The following is a 23,357-nucleotide window of genomic DNA, read 5'->3' as shown; positions in this document are numbered from 1 at the left end:
TCAGCCGGGATGCACGGCGTCACCAACGTGGTCGGCGACTCCTACGTCATGCAGCTCGGTATCCCGGGTCTCCTGCATCGCCAGCAGCGCGACGAAGGATAGGGCGGCCGCCGTCGACAGATAGCCGCCCACCCATGCCACGCCGTAGCTGCTGACCAGCCAGGTGGTGATGAACGGCGCCACCGCCGCCCCGAGAATGCTCGCCGCGTTATAGGCGACCCCCGAACCGGTGTAGCGCACATTGGTGGGGAACAGTTCGGGCAGCACCGCACTCATCGGGCCGAACGCCAACCCCATCAACGTCATCCCGATGATCAGGAAAGCCAGCATCACGCCGGTGGAGGCGGTCGGCTTCAGGAATACGCCGAAGGTGGCTCCGTACACCATGATTCCAGCGGTAAAGAGCAGCAGCAGCGGGCGCCGGCCGAAGTGATCGGCCAGCCTCCCCACGATCGGCAGCACCGCCACGAAGAACAGCACGGCGATCAGCTGCAGTCCGAGGAATTCGGCGTAGCCGTAGCCCAGCCCGAAGCCCTCGGGCGGGCGTTTGGCGGTGCCGTAGCTCAGGCTCCAGGTCGTCACGGTGTAGAAGAGCGTGTAGGGCACCACTATCACCAGCGTGCCGATGACCAGACGGCGCCAGCTTCCCCGCAGTAGCTGCGCGATCGGAGCGTTCACCGGCGCACCGGTAGCCTTCGCCTGGGCGAAGACCGGGGTTTCGGTGAGCCGCAGCCGGACATATAGGCCGACGGCCACCATGACGACGCTCAGCAGGAACGGAATGCGCCAGCCCCAGGTGAGAAATGGCCCGGTCCCGTCCGCACCGGCGGGCAACCAGGTGAACAGGATCAGGAAGATCGTGGTGGCGAGCAGATAGCCCAGCGGCGCACCCAGTTGCGGCCAGATTCCCGCCGTCGCCCGGCGACCTGGTTTGGCGGTTTCGGTGGCCAGCAGCGCAGCGCCGCTCCATTCGCCGCCGAGCGCCAAGCCCTGGCAGAACCGCAGGGTGGCCAGCAGCACGGGGGCGAGCAGCCCGATGTGCTGGTAGGTGGGGAGCACGCCGATCAGGAAGGTGGCAACACCCATCAGCAGTAAGGAGGCGACGAGTGTCGACTTGCGGCCCAGCCGATCACCGAAGTGACCGAACAGGATCGACCCCACCGGTCGGGCCACGAACGCCAAGCCGAACGTCGCCAACGAGGCCAACAGCGCCGCCGTCGGACTGCCTTGCGGGAAGAACAAGTGCGGGAAGACGGTGACCGCGGCGGCCGCATAAACGTAGAAATCGTAGAACTCGATCGTGGTGCCGACCATCGCCGCCACCGCGATCCTCCGACGCGGGACACCGCCGACACGGTCCGCCCCGCCGGCGGCGGCGCCGGCGCGATACGACGTGCTCACGTCAGATGCCCGCCTCGTCGGCAACCTCACGCGCCTTGTCCACCAAGGCATCGATCCACGCCGTGATCGGAGTGCCGGCGGCGGCCTTGTTCGCGGGGTTGTCCAGCACCCGCCGCACGATTCCCTCGGCGATGATCGCGACCTTCCACAGCCCCAGGACATGCCAGTACTGCAGCGTCGCCGCGTCGCGCCCGGTCTCTTCCAGATACACCCGGGCCAGCTCTGCCCGATCCGGGAAGCCCTCCAGAGTGCTGATGACAAACTCCCCGGCGATGTGCTCTTCGCCGACCTGCGGCCAGTACGCCAGCAGGCTGCCCATGTCGGCCAGTGGGTCACCGAGGGTGGACAACTCCCAGTCCAGCACTGCGATCACCTCGCCGTTCTCCGGTGAGGTGATCACGTTGCGCAGGTGAAAGTCCCCGTGTACCAGGGTCAATTCTTGCTGCGGCGGGACGGCGGCGGTAAGGCGCCGGGTCAGATCATCGAGTGCGGGTAGCTCGCGTGTCTTGGATTTCTCCCACTGGCCGGCCCAGCGTTTGAGCTGACGCTGGGCGTAGGGCTTGTGGCTGGCCAGATCATCCAGGCCCACCGCGGTGATGTCGACGGCGTGAATCTTGGCCAGGGTCTTGGGCATGGACAACCCAATCTGTCGGCGCCGCTCGGGAGCAAGCGACTGCGCCACCGACATCCGGTCGGCCACCACACCGTCGACGAACTCCATCAACAGCAGCGGCGTGTCGTCTGGGTCGCGGGTCAGCCCGTACACCTTCGGGGTGGGGACGCCGGTGTCGCCCAGCGCGGCGAGGATGCGTGCTTCCCGGGCCACATCGTGGGCCGAGGCCAACAGCTTTCCCAGCGGGGGCCGGCGCAGCACCCAGCTGTGGCCGGCCTCGTCCGATACCCGGTAGGTCAGGTTGGACTGCCCGATTCCGATCCGCTCGAAGCTCAGCGGCCCGCGCACGGGCAGGCCCAGTTCGGTGATCCACGCGGCCGCAACCGCCGGGTCGATCCCCAATGGCTCGTCAGCCACCGAGACCTCCCCGGAATCCGGTTGCGTCACCGAGGATCTGGCCACCATCCATGACCAGGGTTTGACCGGTGATCCAGCTCGCCGCATCAGACGCCAAGAACAGCACCGCATCGGCCACGTCCACCGGTTCGCCGATCCGCCCCAACGGCAAGGTCGCCGCCAGGCCCTGCTCGTGTTCCTTCCACAGCACCTCGGCCAGCTTGGTGCGCACCACACCCGGGCAGATCGCGTTGACCCGGATCCCGGGCGACAGTTCCAGCGCAAGCTGTTTGGTGACGTGGATCAGCGCTGCCTTGGTGGCGTTGTACATGCCCATCAGCGGCGCGAAACTCATCCCGCCGATCGAGGACGTATTGACCACCACTCCGCCGTGTTCGCCCATCCATGCCTTGACCGCACACGACGTCCACAGCAGCGGCCCCCACAGGTTGACGTCGAAGATCTTGGCGAACCGGGCGTGGTCCTGGTCGATCAGCGGACCGAACGCCGGATTGGTGCCGGCGTTGTTGACCAAGACGTCGATGCTGCCGAACCGTTCCAGGGCGGCCTCGATGCAACGCTGGGCGGCCTCGTCGTCGGCGACGTGGGCGGCCACGCCCAGCGCGTTCCCGTTGACCTGGGCCGCCGCCGCGTCGGCACTTTCCTGATCGCGTGAGGTCAGGACCACGTTGGCGCCCGCTTCGGCCAGCCGCTGGCCGATCGCCAGCCCGATTCCCCGCGACCCGCCGGTGATGATCGCGGTGCGTCCCGCGAGATCCTGTGTCGTCATCGGGATTCCTTGCGGTACTTGCCCAGCTCCTGGCGGGCGATGGCACGCTTGTGCACCTCGTCGGGGCCGTCGGCAAGCCGCAGGGTGCGCAGGTGCGCCCAGAAGCCGGCCAGGGGAAAGTCTTCGGTGAGCCCACCGGCGCCGTGCACCTGCATGGCCCGGTCGACGATCGTGAGCGCGATGTTGGGCGCGGCAACCTTGATCGCCGCAATCTCGACCTGCGCTGCCTTGTTGCCGACAGTGTCCATCAGATACGCGGTCTTCAGAGTCAGCAGCCGGATCATCTCAATGTCGATGCGCGCCTCGGCGATCCAGTCACGGATGTTGGCGTTGTCGGAGATCGGCCGGCCGAAAGCCACCCGGGACTGCGCGCGCTTGCACAGTAGCTCCAACGCTCGCTCGGCCATGCCGATGGCCCGCATGCAGTGGTGGATGCGACCCGGGCCAAGCCGCGCCTGGGCGATCGCAAACCCCTCGCCCTCACCCTTGAGCACATCTTTGGCGGGCACCCGAACGTCTTTGAAGTCGATCTCGGCGTGACCCTCGCGGTCCTGATAGCCCATCACCGTCAGCCCCCGCATGACGGTGACCCCCGGGGCGTCGAGGGGAACCACCATCATCGATTGCTGCCGGTGAGTGGCCGCGTTCGGGTCAGTCTTGCCCATCACGATCATTACCTTGCAGTTCTGATGCAAAGCGTTGGAGGCAAACCATTTCCGGCCATTGAGCACATAGCCGTCACCATCGCGCACCATCGACAGCTGCACGTTGGTGGCGTCCGAGCTGGCCACCTGCGGCTCGGTCATCGCGAAGGCCGACCGGATGGTGCCCTCCAGCAACGGCTTGAGGTATTTCTCCTTGTGCTCGTCACTGCCGAACAGCGTGAACACTTCCATGTTGCCAGTGTCGGGGGCGGCACAGTTGGTCGCTTCCGGCGCCAGATGTGGACTGCGGCCCATGATCTCGGCCAGCGGTGCGTACTCCAGATTGGTCAGGCCCGGCCCCCATTCCGGGTGCGGGTGGAATAGGTTCCACAGACCGCGCTCGCGCGCCTGCGCCTTGAGGTCCTCCAGGATCGGGGGCTGGAAGTGCGGGTTGCCGGATTCGGCCATCTGCGTCTCGTAGACCGACTCGGCCGGATAGACGCACTCGTCCATGAATTCCAGCAGATCGGTCTGGTATTTCGTTGCCCGCTCGGACATTTCAAACAGGGACATACAGGCTCCTCACCTAGGACTTTTCGGAGTCGAGCAGGCCGCGCTGGTAGCGGCGCATACCGCGCAGCCAGCGGTCGTAATCGCCTGCCTTGTGCCGGTACATCTCCAGCACCACCGGGTGCGGAAGGATCAGGAACCGCTCGTCGTCGATGGCGGCAAGCACCTCCGCGGCGACGTCGGCGGGTTCCAGCACCGCGCCGGCGGTGGTGACCGCCCGGGTGGCCAGATCACCCAGCGGGTCACCGGATTGCTCACCGGCATACAGCAACTTGGTGTTGACCCCCATCGGGCACAGGCAGCTGACCCGCACACCCTGGTCGCCGTAGGTGATGTTGAGCCATTCGGCGAATCCGACGGCCGCGTGCTTGGTGACCGAGTAGGTGGCACCGCCGAGCTGGGTGAGCAGGCCGGCGGCGGATGCCGTGGAGACGAAATATCCCTCCCCGCGGCGCACCCAGTCCGGAATCAGCAGCTGCGCCGCGCGGATGTGCGAGCGCAGATTGACGTCGATGGCCTGATCCCAGTCGGCTTCGCCGGGCAGGCCGGGGGCACCGGTGATCCCGGCGTTGGCGAAGTAGAAGTCGACCGGGCCGTATCGCTCCTGCGCCAACGCGATCAGTTCCCGGATGGTCTCGGTGTCGGAGACGTCACCGCCGCGACCGACCGCGGCGCCGGGCTGCTCGGCGTTGATCGCCTGGGCCACCTCCCCGGCGGCGTCCGCGTCGAGATCGGCGACCACGACTTTGGCCCCGGCATGAGCAAGCGCTGCTGCCAGCGCGCCGCCGATGCCGCCCCCACCCCCGGTGACTATCGCGACCCGCTCGGCAACCTTCATCGGCGACTTCCTCGCTCTTCCGTCCGCAGCAACGCCGCAGCGCCAGTGACTGTAGTTGAATCCGACCTCATGTTCAATTATTGGTCTCACGGAACTGCAGGGCATTCGCCCAGAGTTTGGTGACCGTGTCGACCAGCGCCTCGAAGTCGGTGCCCGAGCCGTCGCCACCCTCCCCGACCACGAAGAGGGTGTAGGCCAGCCGGCTGACCATTCCCGAAAGCGCCCGCGACGCCAGCAGCGGATCGACATCGGCGCCGGCGATACCCCGCGCCTGCAGATCGGCGATGCCGGCGGCATTGCGTTGGACGAACGCGTCGGCTCGTCGCGCACGGAAGGCACGGAACTTGGGATCGATCTGTGCCACCTGCTCAAGTAGTCCCATCAACTGGGCATTGCGCCGATACGCTTCCAGATAGGCACGATTGCTCGCTTCGAGCACCGCGTATGGGTCGTCGGTGTCGCTCACCCGGCCCATGCCCGGATGCATCATGTCCTGCTGGGCTTGCTCGAGGACGGCGGCGAATATCTCTTCTTTGTTCGCGAAGTAGGTGTAGAAGGATCCGGTCGCACAGCCGGCGGCTTTGGTGATGTCGATCAGTTTCGCGTCGAGGTAGCCGTCCCGTTCGAACACTTTGCGGGCCGCCGCCACCAGTCCCGCCCGGGTCCGTGCACCGCGCACCGTCGCCGGCAGCTGGCGCGCCGGGGTGACCGCAACAGCCGGGACCGCATCCATCCCGAAATCCTAACTGAACTCGATATCAAGTTCACCGGATGCCGGGGTTCCGTCAGCGAGGTCACCCAGCATGGCTTCGGCCTCCGGTTCGGGCAGCGATTCCACCCCGCGAAGCGTGCGTTCGATGGCGCGGGTGCGGACACCGGCGGTGTCGATGGTGTTGCGGGCGGTGTCGAGCTGCTTGCGGGTCTTCTCCAGCACCGCGGCGAACTTTCCGAACTCGGTCTTGACCGCGCCGAGCACCTGCCACACCTCACTGCTGCGCCGCTCGATCGCCAGGGTGCGAAAACCCATGCGCAGGCTGTTGAGCAGGGCGGCCAAGGTGGTCGGCCCGGCCAGGGTGACCTTGTATTTGGCCTGGATCTGCTCGAACAGCCCCGGCTGGCGCAGGACCTCGGCATACAGACTCTCGGTGGCCAGGAACAGGATCGCGAAATCCGTGGTGTGCGGCGGCTCGAGATACTTGTCGTGGATATCGCCGGCCTCGGCTTCGATCCGCCGGACCAACGCCTGCCGAGCGGCAGCCTCTCCCGCGACGTCAGCGCGCTCCTGGGCGTCGAGCAGGCGCTCGAAATCCTCACGCGGAAACTTGGCGTCGACCGGCAACAACACCTCACCGGCACCGGTGGCGCCGGGCAACCGGATCGCGAACTCCACCCGAGCCTTCGAACCGGGCACGGTGACGACGTTGGTGGCGTACTGCTCGGGCGTCAGCGTCTCGGCCAAAAGCGCGGCCAATTGCGCCTCACCGAAGATGCCGCGGGTCTTGACATTGGTCAGAACCCGCTTCAGATCACCCACCCCGGTGGCCAGCGTCTGCATCTCGCCCAGGCCCCGCTGCACGGCTTCCAGGCGCTCGGAGATCTGCGTGAACGATTGCGCCAGACGGGTTTCCAACGTCGCCTGCAGCTTTTCGTCCACCGTGGCGCGCATCTTCTCCAGTTGCGCGGTGTTCTCGCTCTGCAGGCTCCTGAGCTGTCGATCCAACGTGGCGCCCAATTTGTCCTGCGTTCCCTGCAGGGTCGATCCGAAGCGGTGGAGGGTCAGCTGCCACTGATGGAACGCCTGCGCGAGTTCGGCCCGCCCGGCATGCTGCTCTTCGCGCAGCGTCCGCTCCACGCGCTCACTGTCCCCGCGCAGCGCGGAGAGCTGCGAAGGCGAGATCGCCCCGCCGGCGGGGCGCACGAGCACCACCACCTGGAGGATCACCGCCAGCAGTGCCAGCGAGGTAAGGAGGATCAGCAGTGCTGTGTCCATGCCGGCAAGGTAGCGCGCGCCACCGACAAGTCCGGAGTTACCGCAGCGGCGAGCCCCATCGCACCTGGTTACGCAGCTGCGCCTTGAGCAGCTTGCCGCTGGCGGTGCGCGGCAGCGCGTCGGTCACCACGGTGATGTACTGCGGCACCTTGAAGTCCGCCAATTGGCTGCGGCAGTACTCCAGCACTGCCGCCACATCGATCTCGTGCTGGTCGCCGATCAGCACCGCGCCGACCTTCTCCCCCATCACCTCGTCGGGCACCGCCAGCACACACGCGTCGGCCACGCCGGGAGCCGACAGCAGGGCTGCTTCCACCTCGACGCTGGAGACGTTCTCGCCCCCGCGGTTAATGATGTCTTTGAGCCGGTCGATGATGTGCACCCGGCCCGCGTCGTCGACACGCACCACGTCGCCGGTGTGCAGCCAGCCGTCGATTATCGTGGCGGCGGTCGCCTCGGGCCGGTTCCAGTAGCCCCGCATCACATTCGCACCGCGCACCACCAGTTCACCGGTGCCCGGATCGTCCCCGAGCGCAACCACACCGATGTCTCCCGACGGCACGGCGTAGCCGACCGAGTCCGCGTGCGCCACCGCGTCGGAGTCCGGCAGCACCGTCATGAGCGAGGCGGTCTCGGTCATGCCGTAGCCGTTGAAGACCGTTGCCGCGCCGAATGCCTCGCGCAGCGAGCGGACCAGCACGGGTGCCGTCGGCGCCCCGCCGTAGCCGACCCACCGCACCCCGCTCACGTCGACCGCAGCGAAACCGGGATGCCGCAGCAACAACGAGTAGATCGCCGGTACCGTCACCATCGATGAGATTCGTTGTGCGGGAAGCGTTGCGATCAACTCGGGAAGGCTCAGCGACGGCATGATGATCGCCGTGCCACCGGTGTAGGCGGCGACCAGCAGTTGGGAGTTACAGCCGGTCACATGGAACAGCGGGACCGAGATCAGCGTGCGATATTCCTCGCCCAATGCCCGGGATCGTCCCAAGGTGCGCATCATGTTCTCGGCGTTGGTCACAAACGCCTCGTGGGTGGTAGGCACTCCCTTGGGGCTGCCGGTGGTACCGGAGGTGTAGAACAGCGCCGCGGTGTCGGTGGCTTCGAGCTCGTCCACCACATACGGTTGGCCATCGGGCAGTGCGGTGCCGGGAGCCAGGTCCACCCGAACCCCGGCATCGGTGAGCACGAAGTCGACTTCCTTTGCAGCCGAACGGGTGTTGACGGCCACCGGTATTCCACCGGCCATCAACGTGCCCCAGAACGCCAGCACCCAGTCGAGCCCCGCCGGGTAGCGCAACGCGACCCGGTCACCGCGCCCCAGGCCGTCGGCCCGCAGTCCGCCGGCCACCCGTGCCGCCCGCTGCCACAACTGCCGGTAGGTCAGCCGGTCGCCACCGAGTTCCACCACGGCCTCGCCGTCGGGCCGCTGCTCGGCCTGCTCGGCCAGCAGGTCGAGCAGCGTGGCGGGCAGTTGCTGGTAGTGCGCGACGCCGTGGCGGTCTCGGAGCACCCCGGTGGTCGGAAAAGGATTGTGGCGACGTGGAATCTCGACGACGTTTGTCATGGGCAACCCGTCATCGCCGGCTATGCGCCATGCTCAGCAGAGAGGGCATCGTGGTGCCTTTCCTTTTGCGCTGGTCCCCCAGGCCACCATACGACGGTGCTTTGACCGACGCGCGGCCGATTCTTGCCGAAGCAGAAGAGGCTATGACGGTCAGCAAGCGTGCTCGTCTCGGATGCCCGGCGCCCAGCGTTTGAGCGACCATGGCGCCCAATGAGTCGCCCACGATATTGGCGGCTTCCCAGCCGAGGTCGTCGATCCCGTCTTCGTCCGTATCCCGTCAATCGAAGGGAAGCATTATTAGAGTGCAAATGATGAAACCTGGATACCGCTGGTGGATCGGCGTTTTCGTGCTCATACCTCTGCTGGCCGTGGTGCGCGCTCCGGTAGCCTCGGCGGCACTCCCTCTGGGCGGCGGAGCCGGGATTATTGTCAACGGCACGTACTGCACCCTGACCACCATCGGCCACGACAAGACCGGGGATCTGGTCGGTTTCACCGCCGCGAGCTGCGGCGGACCCGACTCCCCCGTCGTCGCCGAAGGCTCCGACGATCTCGGCCCCGTGGGCACCATGGTGGCCACCAACGGCGACCTGGACTACGCGGTCATCAAATTCGACCCCGCGAAAATCACCCCGATCCCCAACTTCGCCGGCTTCGTCATCAACGGCATCGGGACCGACCCAGAATGGCACCAGTCCGAGTGCCGACTCGGAGCCGCCACCGGCGACTTCTGCAGCGACAACAGCTCCCTCCCCGGTCCGGGCCCGCGAATGACCATGGGCGGGGGGGCTAATCAGCCCGGCGATAATGGCGGCCCGGTCACCTCCAATGACCAGCTGATCGGCCTGATCACCGGCGGCATGTTCGTGCCTGGCTCCGTCGGTCAGTTTCAAGTACATCCCCCGCATCAATTCACAAATATGACGAAGTTCAGTGCGATCCTTGATGACGTCAACGCCGGTGGTGGCCCGGGGGCCGGTTTCATCCCGATCCCGGCCTGAGATGGACGGCCGTGGGGTTGCTTTTTCCGGGAATTCCCAGCTGGGTCACCAACGCGGTTCCGCCCTGACGTCGGTTACGTAGCGGACCGCTCTGAGGTCCAGATTCCACAGAGATTTTGCAGGCGACCACCAGTCATCTCCCACCGTGTCGGCAGCGAAATTGATTCAACCCAAAACGATTTCGCTCTGGCATGCCCCGCCACAGCGTGATATCGTCTGGCGCCAGATCGCTGATGAGAAGCGATGATTTGCATGGGGGTTTTGAAATGTCCGCTCAGGGCGTGCGCCGCTTTGGCGCCGGTGCGACTCTTGTCGGCGGGGCCATCGCCACAGCCATGATGCTCGGATCGGGCGCCGCTCACGCTGCACCCGGCAACGACATCGCCGATATCACCAGTGCCACAAGCAGTCCAGGCCTGGGCTGGCTATGGGCCGACGTGGAGAACCTCCTCGGCGACCCGTCCACCAGCGGGTCGGCAGGCGCCACCGGTAACACCGGCCCAGATGACTCGTTGAGTACCGCCGCAACGGATTTCACCGACGACAAGTCCCTGCTCGCCGGTATCGACGTCTCCAAGGCGCCGAGTGACCTTCAGTCGACGCTTACTCAGGACATCGGCAGCGAAATAAGGATGGCGGACACAGGTCTGCAGCTCATCAACGGGGACTTGAAGCCGGTCGAGACGGCCATCCTCGCAGACACCGGTCCACTGTCGACGGTGATCAACCAGTGGTTTTTCGAGCCGCTCAATCAGAGCTGGGCCACCGAGGCTGGGGACTTGCTCACCGCCGACAACGGACTCGCCACCGCGATCGCCAGCGGTTCGGAATCAACCATTACGACCGCCCTGCAGCAGATGCTCGTAGCCGACGCCAACTTTCTCCCCGCCGAGTTTGAGTCGATACCGTTCATGGTCATCGCGGACCTCATGGGGGACGGCGGGGCTGGTGATGCCGCTGCCACCTCGGGTCTCTTCGACCTTCCGTCCGGGTTATAACCCCTGAAGCTGGCGAATTCGCAGCGGACGGGCGCGGGTGAATAAGCGGTGAATAAGCATGGTCGCCCGACGCGGGCCGGGGAGATTCGCCGTCAGGCCGGGGCGGTGGCCACCGCGGTCAAGACCGAGGACGGGCTGTGCTGGCAGGTGCGCCGTGAGCGTGACGGGCTGGTGCGCATCACCTCATGTCTTGCCCACACCGACCATTGGCACCGGCGGCCGTGACGCTGTTCTACCCCGATTGCAGCAACAACAACTGGTCATCGACACAGGACGCCATCGATTTCCTGGAACAGCTTGTTCCCGAAGGCTTTAGCGGCATCTGCCACAAGGTCTCCGAAGGCAGCTACTACGAAGACCCCTACTGGCCGCCTGTGCAGCAATGGTGCCAGCACAATGATCTGCCCGTCATCGGCTACCACTACGTCACTACCGATAACCCGGCTGCCCAAGCCCACACCTGGACGGCCAACAACGGCGGACCGGTCGCGATGCTGGACTGGGAAGCCAACGGCGGCAACCTCGCCAACCTGACCGCCGTCGTCGACGCGTTCAACACCGCTGGCATCACCGTACAACTGGGCTACTACCCAAACTGGTATTGGCAACAGCAGGGCGGGGGCACGCTGGCGGGACTGGCCACCTACCTGGTCTCCTCGGGCTACCCCGACGGCGGCGGATATTCCTCCACCATCTACGCCCGCTCCGGCAGCAACACCGGAACAGGCTGGGCACCCTACGGCGGCGCCACCCCAGCCGCCTGGCAGTTCACCGACCAAGCCCGCATCGCCGGACGCACCGTCGACTGCAACGCCTACCGAGGAACCGACCTGCGAAACCTGTTCGGCACCACCCCGACCACCCGAGCGCCGACACCTGACGGAGCCATAGCGCTATAACCGCTGTTCAGAACACCCATCGGGGTCGCCCGTGCCACCGTCCGAGGCAAAGGCCCGTCTCTCGATGGGGTTTGTCCGATGGTCTGGCATCCGACCTTCTTGGGGCACAGCCAATTGCCTCGGGCCTTTGACCTGCAGATTTATCGCGTCAACCCACACGCATTCCAGGGGTTGATTCACGTTGCCGCGAGAATGTCCGATTTGTCCGATTCCGACCGACGAAGATGGCCCGCCCGCGATTCCGGCTCATCCTCGCTGTGTTCTCCTCGCTGTGTTCGTCCTCCATCTCTCTCCCCTTCTCGATTGCAGGACGTCACGTCACGTCCACACGCCTCGAACGCTAACCGCGAGCCACTGACAACTCCCGGTCAGCGCAAGTCATAGCACGGCGGATCCACGCGCACAGTAGCGGCAGATCCGCGCGCTACTATGCGGCAGATCCACGCGTATAGTAGCGGCAGATCCACGTGCTCCAGCAAGTCCGACAGAGGGGAGTGTGGATGCGTACCCTGCTGGGACCGGTTTTGCCCCGACACGCCGAGGCTGCCGTGAACGCGGCTCTGGAGGACACCCGAGTTGTGCTGGTCAACGGTGCCCGCCAAAGCGGCAAGAGCACTCTGGTTCGGCTCATAGCAAAGGGCCGCAACGCTGAATGGCGTGATCTGGACACCTCCCTGACCCGACAGGCCGCCCTTGAAGACCCGGACGGCTTCGTCGACCAATCCGGCCCGATGGTCATCGACGAGATCCAACGAGCACCCGATCTGCTGCTGTCCATCAAGGCCCAGGTGGATGCAGACCCCACGCCCGGGCGCTTTCTGCTGACCGGATCGGCGCGCGTGCTCGGCCTGCGGTCCCTACCCGACACTCTCGTGGGCAGAATGGAGACTATTGAGCTCTGGCCCTTCTCCCAAGGGGAGATCGACAGAGCCCCTGACGGATTCATCGACGCCGTCTTCGCCCAGGGCGACAAGCTGCGTCACAGCTCCACGGTTTCACGACCGGAGTACGCCGAGCGACTCGTTCGTGGCGGCTTCCCAGAAGCGGTCGCACGAACCAACGATCGGCGACGGCGCAGCTTTTTCAATTCGTACCTCGGCGATCTGATCGCCCGCGATGTGCAGCAATTGTCGGAGATCGAGCGGACAACCGAGATGCGCGCATTGGTTCAGATGCTGGCCGCCCGATCAGGGCAGCTGCTGTCCATCGCCACCTTGGGCAACGAACTCGGGCTCGGCGCTACGACGGTCAAGAAGTATGTCGCCCTGCTCGAAGAGGTCTTTCTCGTCAAGCGGATACCGGCGTGGTCCCGAAACGTCAGCACCAGAGCAACGACAGCCCCCAAACTCGCGTTCGTCGACTCCGGTATCGCTGCGCACCAGATCGGCGCGGACGCGCGTAGCATTTTGCGGCCTACGGGCCAGTTCGGCCCCCTCCTTGAGGGCTTCGTCCTGATGGAACTGGCACGCCAGCTGACCTGGTGTGACGAAGACGTTGCGCTCTTCCATTACCGGACCAGGGATCAAGTCGAGGTGGACGCCGTCCTCGAACATCGATGCGGTGACGTTGTCGGCATCGAGGTCAAAGCGGCCTCGACTGTCGGGCCCGCCGACTTCCGTGGACTGCGGCACCTCGCCCAGCGGACCGGCGACGATTTCCGTGCCGGCATTGTCATGCACACCGGAGCGCAGACCCTGCCATTTGGGCCAAAAATGCTCGCCATGCCAGTGAGCGCCCTGTGGCAGACCTCCACGACCTGATTCAGACGGCCCCAACTGGTACAGGATCTCCTACCCGGGTTGACGCCGACTACCGCAGCGGCTGGCCCCATCGCACCTGCTCACGCAGCTGCGTTTTGAGCAGTTTGCCGCTGGCGGTGCGGGGCAGTGCCTCGGTGACCACAGCGATGTACTGCGGCACCTTGAAGTCCGCCAGCTGGCCGCGGCAGTGGTTAACCACCGCGGCCACGTCTATGCCCTCGCCGAGCAACACCGCGCCGACCTTCTCGCCCATCACGTCGTCGGGCACCGCGAGCACGCAGGCGTCGGCCACCCCGGGCGCCGACAGCAGTGCGGCCTCCACTTCGACGCTGGAGACGTTCTCGCCGCCGCGGTTGATGATGTCCTTGAGCCGGTCGATGATGTGCACCCGGCCGGCGTCGTCGACACGCACCACATCGCCGGTGTGCAGCCAGCCGTCGACGATGGTGGCCGCCGTGGCATCGGGCCGGTTCCAGTAGCCCCGCATCACATTCGCGCCGCGCACCACCAGTTCACCGGTGGTGGGATCGTCACCGAGCGGAACGACACCGATGTCTCCCGAGGGCACAACGTAGCCGACCGAGTCCGCGTGTGCGACCGCGTCGGAGTCCGGCAGCACCGTCATCAGCGAGGCCGTCTCGGTCATGCCGTAGCCGTTGAACACCGTTGCTGCGCCGAACGCCTCGCGCAGCGAGGACACCAGCGCGGGCGCGGTTGGGGCGCCGCCGTAGCCGACCCAGCGCACCCCGCTCACGTCGGACCGGGCGAAGTCGGGGTGCCGCAGCAGCAGGGAGTATATGGCGGGCACCGCCACCATCGATGAAATCCGTTGCGCCGGAAGCGTCGCGATCAACCCGGGAAGGTTCAGCGACGGCATGATGACCGCCGTGCCGCCGGTGTAGGCCGCGACCAGCAGTTGGGAGTTGCAGCCGGTCACGTGGAACAGTGGAACCGAGATCAGCGTGCGATACTCCTCGCCCAATGCTCGGGACCGGCCCAAGGTGCGCACCATGTTCTCGGCGTTAGTCGCAAACGCCTCGTGGGTGGTGGGCACTCCCTTGGGGCTGCCGGTGGTGCCGGAGGTGTAGAACAGCGCCGCGGTGTCGCCCGCTTCGAGCCCGTCCACCACATACGGTTGGCCATCGGGCAGTGTGGCGCCGGGTGCCAGGTCCACCCGAGCTCCGGCATCGGTGAGCACGAAGTCGACTTCCGGTGCGGCCGAACGGGTATTGACGGCCACCGGTATGCCGCCGGCCATCAACGTTCCCCAGAACCCCAGCACCCAGTCCAGTCCCGCCGGGTAGCGCAACGCGACCCGGTCACCGCGCGCCAGACCCTCGCTACGCAGTCCGCCGGCCACCCGCGCGGCCCGCTGCCACAGCTGCCGGTAGGTCAGCCGGTCGCCCCCGAGTTCCACCACGGCTTCACTGTCGGGCCGCTGCTCCGCCTGTTCGGCCAACAGGTCGAGCAGCGTGGCGGGCAGCTGCTCGTAATGCGCGACACCGTTGTGGTCGCGGATCACCCCGGTCACCGGAAACGGGTTGCGGTGCCGGGTGATTTCGACGACTTGTGTCATGAGCGGCCCGTCATCGCCGGCGTCGCCAGCCGTGCGTCACCACCCGGAACGTCCCACGCAGGGCGTAGACCGCGGACACGATGCAGGCCAGGGTCAGCACGATGAACATCGGCAGCCAATTGCCGCGGTCATGGTCGATGTGCCACCAGACATAGGTGAACAGCACCGAGGACATGAAAAAGACCACGTCACGCCAGTTGCCCTGATAGGACAGTGCCGCCGACCGCAGCGCTCGTGTGCGATCGGAGGCCGCGACCAAGTCGTCGATGCGCTCGTCGATGGTGCGTTGCAGGTCCGCCGCACCCAGCGCCGCACTCAGCAGTGAGGGCATCGTCGTGGGGTCCTTTCCCGCTACTTCCGGCCACCCTACGACGTCAGCCCAGGCTTACCGTGCCATCGGGCGCGATCCGCCAGCCGGGGTTGTGGGCGATCTCCCAGATCAGTCCGTTGGGGTCTTGGACGTGGGCGTGGAACACCCCACCGAATTGGCCCAGTTGCGGCGCCTTGATCACGACGCCACCCGCGACGGCCATTGCGTCGGCCAGCGCGATGACGGCGTCGGGACTCTCGACGTTGTGCGCCACGGTGACCCCGGAGACCCGGGAATGATCGCCGGGCAGCGCCAGGTCCTGATTGAACTTGTCGGCCAGAAAAAAGCCCAGCACCTGACCGGCGGCTACCTGGTAGAAGATGATCTCGCCCTCGACGTCCAGCAGGGGCCGCCAGCCCAGCGCGCCGTAGAAATTCCTGGTCGCGTCCAGGTCGGTTGCCGCAATGGTGACGAAGTGCACCTGTTGTTCCATGCGGCCGAGCCTAAGGCTCGCCGCCGTGTCAGCCAGAGTTACTCGGCATGCCAACGGGAACATGCGCATGACCTACGCGTGACATGCGCATGTCATGCGCATGTGATAGTTTGTGGCCATGGCAGTTGCGATTCAGATCAAGGACGTCCCCGAAGAAGTTCGCGACGCGCTGGCGGCCCGCGCCGAGGCGCGCGGCCAGTCCACCCAAACGTATCTGCGCTCACTGTTGGAACGGGAGTACCGGGCGGGGCGCAACCGGCAACTGTTGGAGACGTTGGCTGGTCATCGCAGCCTCACCATGACGGCCCAGGAAGTAGCGACCGTCATCCGCGCCGACCGCGACGGGTGAGTTTCCTCCGGTGATCGTGGTGGACGCGGGCGTTCTGGTGTTGGCTCTCACCAGCGGCACTCCCCAAGGCGACGCGGCACGCGCGGCCATCAACGGCGACGACGGCTGGCTCGCGCCGGCCCACATGCCGGGCGAGGTGCTACGCACCCTGCACAAGGCCGTATTGCGCAGGCAATTGGAACCTGAGGACGCCGACGCCGCCGCCGACGCCGTCACCGCACTCGCCATCGAATACGTTCTTCCTGATGCACTACTCCTGCGCACCGCCTGGACCTGGCGGCACAACATCTCGATCTACGACGGCTTGTATGTCGCTGTCGCCGCCGAACACTCCGCCACCGTGATCACCCTCGACAGCCGCTTGGCCAGTGCCACTGATCAGCTCGGTATACCCGTCGCGATCACTGTGCTCTAGGTCCGCCGGAGATACCGGGAGAGACAACTCGCACGGAGGTACGCGGCCGAGGTCGCCGAGCGCCACGCGGTTCCGGCCCGATGTCGGTTGGGCGCGCACCGCTCTGAGGTCCCGATTGCACAGAGATTTTGCAGGCAACCACCAGTCATCTCCCACTGTATCGGCGGCGAAATTGCTTCAGCACGAAACAATTTCGCTCTGGCACGACCCGCTGCGGCGTGATATCGTCGGGCGCCATATCGCTGATGAGAAGCGATGATTTGCATGGGGGTTGTGAAATGTCCGCTCAGGGCGTGCGCCGGTTCGGCACCGGTGCGACTCTTATCGGCGGGGCCATCGCCACGGCGGTGGCGCTCGGGTCGGGTGCCGCTCACGCTGCCCCGGGTAGTGACGTTGTCGATATCACCAGTGCCACAAGCAGTTCGGGCCTGGGCTGGCTATGGGCCGATGTGGAGAGTCTGCTCGGCGACCCGTCCACCAGCGGGTCGGCGACCGCCAGCGACACCGCCAGCCCGACTGATTTGTTGAGCACCGCCGTCACGGATTTCACCGAAGAAAAGTCCGTGCTCGCCGGCATCGACGTCTCCGACGCTCCGAGCGACCTTCAGTCCTCACTTACTCAGAACATCAGCGACAACGTAGCCATAGCGAACACCGAAATCCAGCTCTTGAATAGTTCCGTTGGGCCGGTCGAGTCCACCGTGTTGGCGGACACCGGCCCGCTGTCGAGCGTGATCGACCAATGGTTTTTCGAGCCGGTCAACCAGAGCTGGGCCAACGATGCTCAGGCCTTGCTCGCCGCCGATCAAGGACTCGCCACCGCGGTCAGCAGCGGTTCGGAATCTGGCATCACGACTGCCCTGCAACAGCTAGTCGGAGCCGAAGCCAATGTTCTCCCCGCCGAGTTCGAATCGATACCGTTCATGGTCATCGCGGACCTCATGGGGGACGGCGGGGCTGGTGATGCCGCTGCCACCTCGGGTCTCCCGCCGTCGTCGACGCGTTCAACACCGCCGGCATCACCGTACAACTGGGCTACTACCCGCACTGGTATTGGCAACAGCAGGGAGGGGGCACGCTGGCGGGACTGGCCACCTACCTGGTCTCCTCGGGCTACCCCGACGGCGGCGGATATTCCTCCACCATCTACGCCCACTCCGGCAGCAACACCGGAACAGGCTGGGCACCCTACGGCGGCGCCACCCCAGCCGCCTGGCAGTTCACCGACCAAGCCCTCATCGCCGGACACACCGTCGACTGCAACGCCTACCAAGGAACTGACCTGCGAAACCTGTTCGGCACTCAAGCTGTCGCCGAAGCTGCTGCCGCGGCGCTGTAGATCGCACTAGCTCTTGAAGGGCAGGATCTTGTTGAGCTGGTCGAGTTGCTTGCGCAGGTCGTGGATCAGCGCGGTGCCCCTCGCGGACTGGGCCACGGCGTAAATGCCGTTCTGATGCTCTGCCAGCTCCGCGATGTTCTCGTAGGCGACGCGCACAGACTCCAGCGTGCGCGCAAGCAGGTCCGTGGTGGACTCCGTCGTGGACGCAGTGTCGTTTGCTTGGGTCACGGCATCGCAGCCTATCGCCTCACGATAAGAACTGCACGGGAACGGCCGACTCAACCGGGCAAACACCGGCGACATCCGGCGTAGTCTCTCGACAAACGACAGGACGAGAAGGGGTCGACCGTGAAGCGCTACCTCACCGGGGGCCTGGCCAGCGCCCTGGCGGTCACCGGGCTGGCGGCCGGGTGGCTGATCGCCTCGGCGCCGGCGGCCCAGGCGGGCTGTGAGGACAACCCGCTGCTGTTCTTCTCCACCGCCCAGAAGTGCGACGGCCCGGTTCAGCCCGATGGCAGCTGGCAGCGCTGCGTCATCTACTACTACGAGCCGCCGAAATCGCCGCCGTCACAGCAGGACTGCCACTTTATGGGGCCCGGCCGGGATTACCCGCTGCACTCGTTCTACATGCCGGAGAACCACATCGACCCCTAACGAGGGTCAGTCCATCAGCTGCGCGGCCACCGCCGCGCCAAGCTCCCAGCAGGCTTCCAGGTCGGGCTTGTCCGGCTTGCCCGACACCACCACGTAGTCGGCCACTTTGACCCATCCCAGGCCCGTCGTAATGGAGTCGACGGCCCGTTCGGCGCCCTCGGTGCCTTCGTTGCCGTGCAGGTAGAGGCCGAACGGCCTGCCGCGGGTCGAGTCCAGGATCGGATAGTAACAGACGTCGAAGGCGTGCTTGAGCGCTCCGCTGACATAGCCGAGGTTGGCCGGGCTGCCCAGCAGGTAGCCGTCGGCGGCCAACATGTCGGCCGGTGACACCTCTAACGCGGCGCGGCGCACCACCTCGACACCCTCGATCTCGGGATCGGTCGCCCCAGCCAGCACCGCCTCGAACATCGCCTGGCAGAACGGCGAGGGCGTGTGGTGCACCACCAGCAGCGTCTTGCTCACTGCTGCGCCTGCAGCGCGACCGCGGTCTTCATCGCCTCTCGCGCCCGACGACGATCCCCGGCGAACTCATAGGCGCGAGCCAGCCGGTACCAGCGCCGCCAGTTGTCGGGGTCGACATCGAGTTCGGCTTGAACCGTGTGGAACAGGGCATCGGCGGCGTCCCGTTCGATGCGTCCGGACGGCCGCCGCGGCAAGGCACCGGCGTCGAGTTCCATGCCGTCCTCGGCGATCAGCCGCGACAGCCGCTGGTGGGCGAATCCGTCCCGCAGGGTGGCGATCATCGCCCACAGCCCCAGGAACGGCATGATCAGCAGCGCCAGCCCCATCCCGATCGCCGCCACCGAACCGGAGGCGATCAGCAGTACCGCGATCCGGCCCAGAAACGCCAGATACATCAGCAGCGCCAGGCACATGAAGGCGATGAGCACCTTCACCCGCGTGGCCGGCGACACCTTGTTCACGACTACTTCAGATCGAGGAGGGGTTCGATGCCGATCGTGAGCCCGGGGAATTCGGCGACCCGGCGCACCGCCAGCAGCACCCCGGGAACGAAGGAGGTCCGGTCGATGCTGTCGTGGCGGATGGTCAGCGTCTCCCCCATGGTGCCGAACAGCACCTCTTGGTGGGCGACCAGCCCCGCCAGCCGGATCGAATGCACCGGCACACCATCCACGTCCGCCCCGCGTGCTCCGGGCAGACCGGTGCTGGTGGCGTCGGGGTTGGGCGGCAGTCCCTTTCGCGCTTCGGCGATCAGCGCGGCGGTGCGAGCGGCGGTACCCGACGGCGCGTCGGCCTTCTGGGGGTGGTGCAGCTCGATGACCTCTACCGATTCGAAGTACTTTGCGGCCTGGGTCGCGAAATGCATCGACAGCACCGCGCCGATCGCGAAGTTGGGTGCGATCAGCACCGCCGAACCGGGCGTGGCCTCGATCCAGGAACGCACCTGGGCGAGCCGCTCCTGCGTGAAGCCGGTGGTGCCCACGACCGCATGGATCCCGTTGTCGATCAAGAACTTCAGGTTGTCCATGACGACGGCGGGGTGGGTGAAGTCGATCACCACCTCGGTGCCGCTGTCGGTCAACAAGCTCAGTTCGTCACCGGCGTCGACCTCGGCGGACAGGGTCAGATCCTCGGCGGCCTGCACCGCCGCCACCATCGTGGCGCCGACTTTGCCCTTGGCGCCCAGCACTGCTACCCGCATGACCGCCACCCTACTGGCAGGGGCTTTTAGGACACCTCTCGGCGGGTCTCGCCGGACGCACCAGGGTCGGCAAGGCGTTCGGCGACGAAACGAACCATCAGGTCAAACGCCGCCCGACTGTCCGGCAGGAAGGGGAACAGCGCCGGGAACGCGTGCACCTGATGTGTCCACAGTTCGAGCCGGCTGGACCGGCCCTGCGCCAGCAGCGCGGCGTGCAGCCGTTCGTTGTCGCAGCGCAGGATCTCCGACTCGGCCGCGATCAGCAGCGCCGGCGGCATGGTCTCCAGCCGGCCGTTGATCGGAGACAGCTCGCGACGCATCGGCGGCGACGGGCACACATGCTCGACGAGGTCCGGCAGCGTGTCCGCTATGCCGAATGCATCGGTGCCCATGTTCGGGTGAGTGCTGCGGGCCGTTCCGTCGAGCTCCAGCAGTGCCGAGATCCCGATGACTCCGGCCGGGGCCGGCAGCCCTTCCTGCTGGGCTCGCAGTGCGGTGGTAAACGTGAGAAAGCCCCCTGCGGAGTCTCCGGCGATCACCGTCTTGGCCGGGTCGGCCCCCTGTTCCAGCAGCCAGCGGTAGGCGCCGACGCAGTCCTCCACCGAGCCGTCCACGCTCACGTCGGGAAATTGCCGGTAGTCCACGTGCACGACCGGCAGCCGGGTGCGCCGGGCCAGGGCCGCCACGACATGTAGGTGGGTGTCCAGACCGCCGGTGAAGAACCCGCCGCCGTGAAAGTACAAGATGACGCCGTCGCCCAGCGGGGCGACGCAATCTGCTCTGCGAACGATCTCGACGGGAACCCCGGCAGCGGACTCGCGGGTGAAGCGGATCCGGAAATACGGTCGCAGCCGTTGCAGGCGGGCCACGGTGTTGGTACGGCGGCCCAGCTGCGCCAACATGCCGGGCATGGCCTCGGGACCGCCACGGCGGCTGATCCACCGCACCAACCGCGGCATTACCGCCGCAAAGACGGCGTAGATGATTCTGGCCCGCAAACTCCCGCGATGGATCTCAGCAACACCGGACATCCGGGCATCCTATCTGCACCGATACGTCTCGACTCAGGCGTCGATGACGATCCGTCTCCCGTTGGCCCGCGAGACACAGACCAGCATCTCTTCGTCGCCCTCTGCGGTGCGTCCGCGCCGGTCGACGTCGCCGGAGACCACCGTGACCTTGCAGGTGCCACAGAATCCCTGCCGGCACGAGTATGCGGTCGTGGGATCGGCGTCGAGCATCACGTCCAGCGCCGAGCGGTCCGCGGGAATTTCCAGTACGCGCCCAGACCGGGCCAGCTCCACCTCGAACGGCTCCCCGTCGACCACCGGCGGCGGACTGAACCGCTCGTAGTGCAGCGGGGCGTCAGCATGTTCGTCGCGGGTGACACGCACCGCTTCGAGCATCGCGCTCGGGCCGCATACGTAGACCGCGGTCTGCGGTCCGGCGCCGGCCAGCAGCTCCTCGGTGCCGGCGAAGCGCCCGTGCTCGTCGTCGGCCCATACCGTGACCCGGTCGGGATCCACGGCCAGCACCTCATCGAGCAACGGCATGTCGGCACGACTGCGGCCGGCATACACCGCGCGCCAATCGATTCCGCGCTGCGCGGCCTCGCGGAGCATCGGCAGCATCGGGGTCACGCCGATCCCTCCGATGACGAACAGCGCCTCGTTCTCACCGGTGCCCAGATAGAACGCGTTGCGCGGACCTTCGAACAGCAACGTGTCGCCCTCGGCGTAGGACTCGTGCATCTCAACCGAGCCGCCGCCCCCGTCGTCGAGCCGGCGTACCGCGATGCGGTACTCGGTACGACGTCCCGGCACACCGCACAGTGAGTACTGCCGGCGGCGACCCGAGGGCAACTGCACGTCGATGTGACCACCCGGCGTCCAGGACGGCAACAATCCGCCATCGGGGTCCGCGAGAGTGAGGGCCACCACGTCGCTGGTCACCATCTCCCGCTTGGTGATCACGGCCGCGATCGTCCGTGACACCGGGGCTACCCGGGACGGCGTCCACCGCGACAACGCGGCCATTCCACCGAATACGGTGATCGCGCCCCACAGCGCGTTGAACAGCCGGTCATGCGTTCGCCTGCCGTAAAGGTCGGCGGGGCGCGATTGCCAGATCTCCTGAGTCATATCAGGCGTGCCGTACGTCATCGCCGGCTGCACCGGCCACGCTGTGCTGCACCCACTCGTCGGTCAGCCGGGCGATCACGTCGGGGCGATCGGTCACCACCCAGTGGCCGCCGTCGATGTCGAGCACCCGGTGGTTGGCCGGGATCGATCCGGTGTACCGCTGCAGGGCCGGGCTGACGAACAGGTCCAGGCGCGGCGCGAGCACCTGCACGGCGACATCGGTGGCGGGCAGCGGCCGTGACGGCTTCAGAAAGGGCCCCGGCATGTTCGCGCGGTAGAGGTTGAGCCCGTTGACGTAGTCGTTCTCGCCCCGGGGCATGGCCGGCTGCGGGTTGCCCGAGCGACCGATCCGGTCAAGCCAGCCAAGGACCCGGACGCCCAGACCGGACCGGAAAGCCGCCTCGGGAACCCGCGGGGTCAAGAACAGCCAGATGTAGCTCGACTCCAGCAGTTGCCGGATGACGTCGCCGAGCGTCCGCAGGTTGCGCGCCGAGCGCAGGAAGCGGCCGGCATAGTCCAGGTGCGGACCCGAAATCGAGGTGTAGGAAACGATTTTGGCTGCCACGGCCGGGTCGGTGATGGCGGCCCAGCCCTGGATCGAACCCCAGTCGTGGCCCAGGAGGTGAACCTGGTCCACACCGAGCCGGCCCAGGTGCTCGAGCACCGCGGCAACGTCGGCGATCAGGTGCGGGAATCGGTAGCCCGACTTCTCCGCCGGCGCCGAGGACGTCCCCGCTCCGCGTACGTCGTAGGCGACGACGTTGTAGCGGCCGGGGTGCTGCTCGATGAGCTCGCGGGCCACGCCGTCCCAGACGTGGTGGTTGTCCGGGTAGCCGTGGATCGCCAGGATGGTCGCCCGTTGCGGGTCCAGATCGGTGTAGGCGTGCACCGCAAGGGTCACACCGTCGGCTGACGTCACAGTGGTGGTGGTCGGGGTAGTCATCGAC

General features: G+C 66.3%; 27 protein-coding genes. 9 read left to right on the top strand and 18 right to left on the bottom strand.

Annotation, left to right across the window (positions count from 1 at the left end; genetic code table 11):
* The 8 genes from BN4346_RS35240 to BN4346_RS35205 form a co-directional block, all read right to left on the bottom strand.
* Positions 1-1,401 carry an MFS transporter gene (locus BN4346_RS35240; RefSeq protein WP_067972157.1) on the bottom strand — a complete coding sequence of 467 codons (1,401 nt, stop codon included), beginning with the start codon at positions 1,399-1,401 and terminating at the stop codon, positions 1-3.
* Between the two features lies 1 nt (position 1,402).
* A complete protein-coding gene (locus tag BN4346_RS35235) occupies positions 1,403-2,431 on the bottom strand; it encodes a phosphotransferase family protein (RefSeq protein ID WP_235653629.1) in 1,029 nt (342 codons plus the stop codon).
* Positions 2,424-3,200 (bottom strand): SDR family oxidoreductase, encoded by a 777-nt coding sequence (locus BN4346_RS35230; RefSeq protein ID WP_067972151.1) that lies wholly within the window; start codon positions 3,198-3,200, stop codon positions 2,424-2,426. The genes BN4346_RS35235 and BN4346_RS35230 overlap by 8 nt, the downstream gene beginning before the upstream one ends.
* Positions 3,197-4,417 (bottom strand): acyl-CoA dehydrogenase family protein, encoded by a 1,221-nt coding sequence (locus BN4346_RS35225; protein WP_067972149.1) that lies wholly within the window; start codon positions 4,415-4,417, stop codon positions 3,197-3,199. The genes BN4346_RS35230 and BN4346_RS35225 overlap by 4 nt, the downstream gene beginning before the upstream one ends.
* Positions 4,418-4,430: 13 nt before the next feature.
* On the bottom strand, positions 4,431-5,252 hold the full coding sequence (locus BN4346_RS35220) for an SDR family oxidoreductase (protein WP_067972146.1): 822 nt from the start codon (positions 5,250-5,252) through the stop codon (positions 4,431-4,433).
* Between the two features lie 73 nt (positions 5,253-5,325).
* Positions 5,326-5,985 (bottom strand): TetR/AcrR family transcriptional regulator, encoded by a 660-nt coding sequence (locus BN4346_RS35215; protein WP_067972144.1) that lies wholly within the window; start codon positions 5,983-5,985, stop codon positions 5,326-5,328.
* 9 nt (positions 5,986-5,994) lie between these two features.
* Positions 5,995-7,242 carry a DNA recombination protein RmuC gene (locus BN4346_RS35210; protein ID WP_067972142.1) on the bottom strand — a complete coding sequence of 416 codons (1,248 nt, stop codon included), beginning with the start codon at positions 7,240-7,242 and terminating at the stop codon, positions 5,995-5,997.
* Between the two features lie 37 nt (positions 7,243-7,279).
* The gene (locus BN4346_RS35205) at positions 7,280-8,812 is read right to left on the bottom strand and encodes a class I adenylate-forming enzyme family protein (protein WP_067972140.1); all 1,533 of its coding nucleotides are present in this window, start codon (positions 8,810-8,812) and stop codon (positions 7,280-7,282) included.
* A gap of 311 nt (positions 8,813-9,123) precedes the next feature.
* Here BN4346_RS35205 and BN4346_RS35200 point away from each other — a divergent pair, with 311 nt between their 5' ends.
* From BN4346_RS35200 to BN4346_RS35185, 5 genes are all read left to right on the top strand, one after another.
* Positions 9,124-9,813, top strand: a complete 690-nt coding sequence (locus tag BN4346_RS35200) for a chymotrypsin family serine protease (protein WP_067972462.1) — start codon at positions 9,124-9,126, stop codon at positions 9,811-9,813.
* Between the two features lie 191 nt (positions 9,814-10,004).
* Positions 10,005-10,811, top strand: a complete 807-nt coding sequence (locus BN4346_RS35195) for a hypothetical protein (protein ID WP_154677594.1) — start codon at positions 10,005-10,007, stop codon at positions 10,809-10,811.
* A 48-nt stretch (positions 10,812-10,859) separates the two neighbouring features.
* The gene (locus BN4346_RS49015; RefSeq protein ID WP_235653628.1) at positions 10,860-11,036 is read left to right on the top strand and encodes a hypothetical protein; all 177 of its coding nucleotides are present in this window, start codon (positions 10,860-10,862) and stop codon (positions 11,034-11,036) included.
* A complete protein-coding gene (locus BN4346_RS35190) occupies positions 11,033-11,710 on the top strand; it encodes a GH25 family lysozyme (protein WP_067972135.1) in 678 nt (225 codons plus the stop codon). Before BN4346_RS49015 ends, BN4346_RS35190 begins: the two co-directional genes overlap by 4 nt.
* A 500-nt stretch (positions 11,711-12,210) precedes the next feature.
* The gene (locus BN4346_RS35185; protein WP_067972132.1) at positions 12,211-13,470 is read left to right on the top strand and encodes an ATP-binding protein; all 1,260 of its coding nucleotides are present in this window, start codon (positions 12,211-12,213) and stop codon (positions 13,468-13,470) included.
* 49 nt (positions 13,471-13,519) lie between these two features.
* Here BN4346_RS35185 and BN4346_RS35180 read toward each other — a convergent pair whose 3' ends face one another.
* Genes BN4346_RS35180 through BN4346_RS35170 form a run of 3 tightly spaced genes read right to left on the bottom strand, consistent with a single transcriptional unit; the run spans position 13,520 to position 15,849 of the window.
* Positions 13,520-15,046, bottom strand: coding sequence for a class I adenylate-forming enzyme family protein (locus BN4346_RS35180; RefSeq protein ID WP_067972129.1), 1,527 nt, complete (start codon positions 15,044-15,046; stop codon positions 13,520-13,522).
* A 10-nt stretch (positions 15,047-15,056) separates the two neighbouring features.
* A complete protein-coding gene (locus tag BN4346_RS35175; protein ID WP_078058614.1) occupies positions 15,057-15,377 on the bottom strand; it encodes a hypothetical protein in 321 nt (106 codons plus the stop codon).
* 43 nt (positions 15,378-15,420) lie between these two features.
* Complete coding sequence (locus BN4346_RS35170; protein ID WP_067972127.1) at positions 15,421-15,849, bottom strand: VOC family protein; 429 nt, start codon at positions 15,847-15,849, stop codon at positions 15,421-15,423.
* A 118-nt stretch (positions 15,850-15,967) separates the two neighbouring features.
* Here BN4346_RS35170 and BN4346_RS35165 point away from each other — a divergent pair, with 118 nt between their 5' ends.
* From BN4346_RS35165 to BN4346_RS35155, 3 genes are all read left to right on the top strand, one after another.
* Complete coding sequence (locus BN4346_RS35165; RefSeq protein ID WP_067972124.1) at positions 15,968-16,198, top strand: FitA-like ribbon-helix-helix domain-containing protein; 231 nt, start codon at positions 15,968-15,970, stop codon at positions 16,196-16,198.
* Positions 16,199-16,208: 10 nt separating this feature from the next.
* Complete coding sequence (locus tag BN4346_RS35160) at positions 16,209-16,613, top strand: type II toxin-antitoxin system VapC family toxin (RefSeq protein ID WP_067972121.1); 405 nt, start codon at positions 16,209-16,211, stop codon at positions 16,611-16,613.
* A gap of 449 nt (positions 16,614-17,062) precedes the next feature.
* Entirely contained in the window at positions 17,063-17,962 is a 900-nt protein-coding gene (locus tag BN4346_RS35155) for a hypothetical protein (protein ID WP_154677593.1), read from the top strand.
* Here BN4346_RS35155 and BN4346_RS35150 read toward each other — a convergent pair.
* Positions 17,959-18,180, bottom strand: a complete 222-nt coding sequence (locus BN4346_RS35150; RefSeq protein WP_154677592.1) for a hypothetical protein — start codon at positions 18,178-18,180, stop codon at positions 17,959-17,961. The two genes, BN4346_RS35155 and BN4346_RS35150, sit on opposite strands and share 4 nt — an antisense overlap.
* 120 nt (positions 18,181-18,300) lie before the next feature.
* Here BN4346_RS35150 and BN4346_RS35145 point away from each other — a divergent pair, with 120 nt between their 5' ends.
* Positions 18,301-18,606, top strand: coding sequence for a CDGP domain-containing protein (locus BN4346_RS35145; protein WP_067972113.1), 306 nt, complete (start codon positions 18,301-18,303; stop codon positions 18,604-18,606).
* Positions 18,607-18,612: 6 nt separating this feature from the next.
* On the opposite strand, the gene BN4346_RS35140 is transcribed toward BN4346_RS35145, so the two are convergent.
* The 6 genes from BN4346_RS35140 to BN4346_RS35115 are packed head-to-tail and all read right to left on the bottom strand — an operon-like array spanning position 18,613 to position 23,353.
* The gene (locus tag BN4346_RS35140) at positions 18,613-19,014 is read right to left on the bottom strand and encodes a flavodoxin family protein (RefSeq protein ID WP_078058636.1); all 402 of its coding nucleotides are present in this window, start codon (positions 19,012-19,014) and stop codon (positions 18,613-18,615) included.
* Positions 19,015-19,064: 50 nt separating this feature from the next.
* Positions 19,065-19,481, bottom strand: a complete 417-nt coding sequence (locus BN4346_RS35135; RefSeq protein ID WP_407695136.1) for a hypothetical protein — start codon at positions 19,479-19,481, stop codon at positions 19,065-19,067.
* 50 nt (positions 19,482-19,531) lie between these two features.
* Positions 19,532-20,269 carry a 4-hydroxy-tetrahydrodipicolinate reductase gene (gene dapB, locus BN4346_RS35130; protein ID WP_067972108.1) on the bottom strand — a complete coding sequence of 246 codons (738 nt, stop codon included), beginning with the start codon at positions 20,267-20,269 and terminating at the stop codon, positions 19,532-19,534.
* A gap of 26 nt (positions 20,270-20,295) precedes the next feature.
* Complete coding sequence (locus tag BN4346_RS35125; RefSeq protein ID WP_067972105.1) at positions 20,296-21,300, bottom strand: alpha/beta hydrolase; 1,005 nt, start codon at positions 21,298-21,300, stop codon at positions 20,296-20,298.
* A gap of 33 nt (positions 21,301-21,333) precedes the next feature.
* On the bottom strand, positions 21,334-22,410 hold the full coding sequence (locus BN4346_RS35120; protein WP_067972457.1) for a PDR/VanB family oxidoreductase: 1,077 nt from the start codon (positions 22,408-22,410) through the stop codon (positions 21,334-21,336).
* Position 22,411: 1 nt separating this feature from the next.
* A complete protein-coding gene (locus tag BN4346_RS35115) occupies positions 22,412-23,353 on the bottom strand; it encodes an alpha/beta fold hydrolase (RefSeq protein WP_067972456.1) in 942 nt (313 codons plus the stop codon).
* Positions 23,354-23,357 lie beyond the last annotated feature (4 nt).

The sequence above is a fragment of the Mycolicibacter icosiumassiliensis genome (assembly GCF_900078685.2).
Taxonomy (GTDB): domain Bacteria; phylum Actinomycetota; class Actinomycetes; order Mycobacteriales; family Mycobacteriaceae; genus Mycobacterium; species Mycobacterium icosiumassiliensis.
This window is presented reverse-complemented; position numbering and strand designations above follow the sequence as displayed.

Coding starts and splice junctions, on each gene's coding strand:
- BN4346_RS35215 (WP_067972144.1), bottom strand. CDS start 5,985: ATGGATGCGGTCCCGGCTGTTGCGGTCACCCCGGCGCGCCAGCTGCCG.
- BN4346_RS35170 (WP_067972127.1), bottom strand. CDS start 15,849: ATGGAACAACAGGTGCACTTCGTCACCATTGCGGCAACCGACCTGGAC.
- BN4346_RS35165 (WP_067972124.1), top strand. CDS start 15,968: ATGGCAGTTGCGATTCAGATCAAGGACGTCCCCGAAGAAGTTCGCGAC.
- BN4346_RS35185 (WP_067972132.1), top strand. CDS start 12,211: ATGCGTACCCTGCTGGGACCGGTTTTGCCCCGACACGCCGAGGCTGCC.
- BN4346_RS35175 (WP_078058614.1), bottom strand. CDS start 15,377: ATGCCCTCACTGCTGAGTGCGGCGCTGGGTGCGGCGGACCTGCAACGC.
- BN4346_RS35205 (WP_067972140.1), bottom strand. CDS start 8,812: ATGACAAACGTCGTCGAGATTCCACGTCGCCACAATCCTTTTCCGACC.
- BN4346_RS35210 (WP_067972142.1), bottom strand. CDS start 7,242: ATGGACACAGCACTGCTGATCCTCCTTACCTCGCTGGCACTGCTGGCG.
- BN4346_RS35230 (WP_067972151.1), bottom strand. CDS start 3,200: ATGACGACACAGGATCTCGCGGGACGCACCGCGATCATCACCGGCGGG.
- BN4346_RS35180 (WP_067972129.1), bottom strand. CDS start 15,046: ATGACACAAGTCGTCGAAATCACCCGGCACCGCAACCCGTTTCCGGTG.
- BN4346_RS35120 (WP_067972457.1), bottom strand. CDS start 22,410: ATGACTCAGGAGATCTGGCAATCGCGCCCCGCCGACCTTTACGGCAGG.
- BN4346_RS35140 (WP_078058636.1), bottom strand. CDS start 19,014: ATGTTCGAGGCGGTGCTGGCTGGGGCGACCGATCCCGAGATCGAGGGT.
- dapB (WP_067972108.1), bottom strand. CDS start 20,269: ATGCGGGTAGCAGTGCTGGGCGCCAAGGGCAAAGTCGGCGCCACGATG.
- BN4346_RS35200 (WP_067972462.1), top strand. CDS start 9,124: ATGAAACCTGGATACCGCTGGTGGATCGGCGTTTTCGTGCTCATACCT.
- BN4346_RS35115 (WP_067972456.1), bottom strand. CDS start 23,353: ATGACTACCCCGACCACCACCACTGTGACGTCAGCCGACGGTGTGACC.
- BN4346_RS35225 (WP_067972149.1), bottom strand. CDS start 4,417: ATGTCCCTGTTTGAAATGTCCGAGCGGGCAACGAAATACCAGACCGAT.
- BN4346_RS35195 (WP_154677594.1), top strand. CDS start 10,005: ATGCCCCGCCACAGCGTGATATCGTCTGGCGCCAGATCGCTGATGAGA.
- BN4346_RS35220 (WP_067972146.1), bottom strand. CDS start 5,252: ATGAAGGTTGCCGAGCGGGTCGCGATAGTCACCGGGGGTGGGGGCGGC.
- BN4346_RS35125 (WP_067972105.1), bottom strand. CDS start 21,300: ATGTCCGGTGTTGCTGAGATCCATCGCGGGAGTTTGCGGGCCAGAATC.
- BN4346_RS35135 (WP_407695136.1), bottom strand. CDS start 19,481: ATGTGCCTGGCGCTGCTGATGTATCTGGCGTTTCTGGGCCGGATCGCG.